Genomic DNA, 1492 nt, shown 5'->3' with positions numbered 1-1492 from the left:
TACAGCTTGAACAGCGAATGGCAGAGCTTGCAGCCGCAGACGCAGCAAGAACTAAAAAACACCATGAACGCCATGCAGCCGCCCCAGAGCATTGAGGAAATCAAGGCGGGGCTGGAAACCACCGAGAAAGGCGGTGTCCGCCAGAGCATACGGAACTGCCTGACCGTATTCCAGCGTGACCCTCTGCTTTCCGGGGCTATCGCATACAACATCCTGACCGACCGCAAGGACATCATAAAGCCCATCGGTTTTCACAGAGAAAGCACAGCCCTGAACGATACGGATATGAAGTATCTGCTTCTCTATCTGGAAGAAACCTATGGGCTTACCAATGAGAAAAAGATTGATAATGCCATCGGGATTGTGGCGAATGAAAACAAGTACCATCCCATCCGGGACTACCTAAGTGCCCTTGTGTGGGACGGGACAGAACGAATCCGTTTCTGTCTGCGGCACTTTCTGGGGGCTGACGCAGACGATTACACCTATGAAGCGTTGAAGCTGTTCCTGCTGGGTGCAATCTCACGAGCCTTTCAGCCGGGGTGCAAGTTTGAAATCATGCTTTGTCTGGTAGGCGGTCAGGGGGCTGGAAAGTCCACCTTCTTCCGTCTGCTGGCAGTCCGGGACGAGTGGTTCTCCGATGATTTGCGGAAGCTGGACGATGACAATGTGTACCGTAAGCTGCAAGGTCACTGGATTATCGAAATGTCGGAAATGATGGCAACCGCAAACGCCAAGAGCATTGAGGAAATCAAGTCATTTTTAAGCCGGCAGAAAGAGGTTTACAAGATACCCTATGAAACCCACCCAGCAGACCGCCCCCGTCAGTGCGTGTTTGGCGGCACTTCCAATGCCCTTGACTTCCTGCCCCTTGACCGTTCCGGCAACCGCCGCTTTATCCCCGTCATGGTGTACCCGGAGCAAGCCGAGGTTCACATTTTGGAGGACGAAGCCGCTTCCAGAGCCTATATCGAGCAGATGTGGGCAGAAGCGATGGAAATTTACAGAAGCGGCAGGTTCAAGCTGGCTTTCAGCCCTGCCATGCAGCGGTATCTCAAAGAACACCAGCGGGATTTTATGCCGGAGGACACCAAAGCCGGGATGATACAGGCGTATCTTGATAAGTACACCGGGAGCATGGTCTGCTCCAAGCAGCTCTATAAGGAAGCCTTGAACCATGCCTTTGACGAGCCGAAGCAATGGGAAATCCGGGAAATCAACGAGATTATGAACCAGTGCATTTCTGGCTGGCGGTACTTCCCGAACCCAAGAATGTTTTCCGAATATGGCAGACAAAAGGGCTGGGAGCGTGAAAACCCGGCAACGGACTCCGGCAACCCGTCTGAAAAAACGATGGACGGTTTTGTGGAGGTCACAGAACAGATGGAGCTTCCGTTCTGAAAATGGCAGCCCGTTGCACCCCCTGTTGCTATCCCGTTGCCGAGCCGGTTGCCGGGGAAAATCCCGAAACTATCGGCTTTTCTCCCCTATG

At 53.2% G+C, this 1492-nt stretch carries 1 protein-coding gene and 1 pseudogene; both read left to right on the top strand.

All coding sequences use genetic code 11. The features are described from left to right. Positions 1–95, top strand: a pseudogene (locus GPK49_RS13085) (CHC2 zinc finger domain-containing protein); the annotation flags it as partial. After that, positions 64–1401: a virulence-associated E family protein gene (locus GPK49_RS11015; RefSeq protein ID WP_003500111.1), complete on the top strand. Its 1338-nt coding sequence runs from the start codon at positions 64–66 to the stop codon at positions 1399–1401. The pseudogene GPK49_RS13085 and the gene GPK49_RS11015, both read left to right, overlap by 32 nt. Positions 1402–1492: the final 91 nt, after the last annotated feature.

The sequence above is a fragment of the Clostridium sp. MCC345 genome, from assembly GCF_018785345.1.
Taxonomy (GTDB): Bacteria; Bacillota; Clostridia; order Lachnospirales; family Anaerotignaceae; genus Anaerotignum_A; species Anaerotignum_A faecicola.
This window is presented reverse-complemented; position numbering and strand designations above follow the sequence as displayed.

Coding starts and splice junctions, on each gene's coding strand:
- GPK49_RS11015 (WP_003500111.1), top strand. CDS start 64: ATGAACGCCATGCAGCCGCCCCAGAGCATTGAGGAAATCAAGGCGGGG.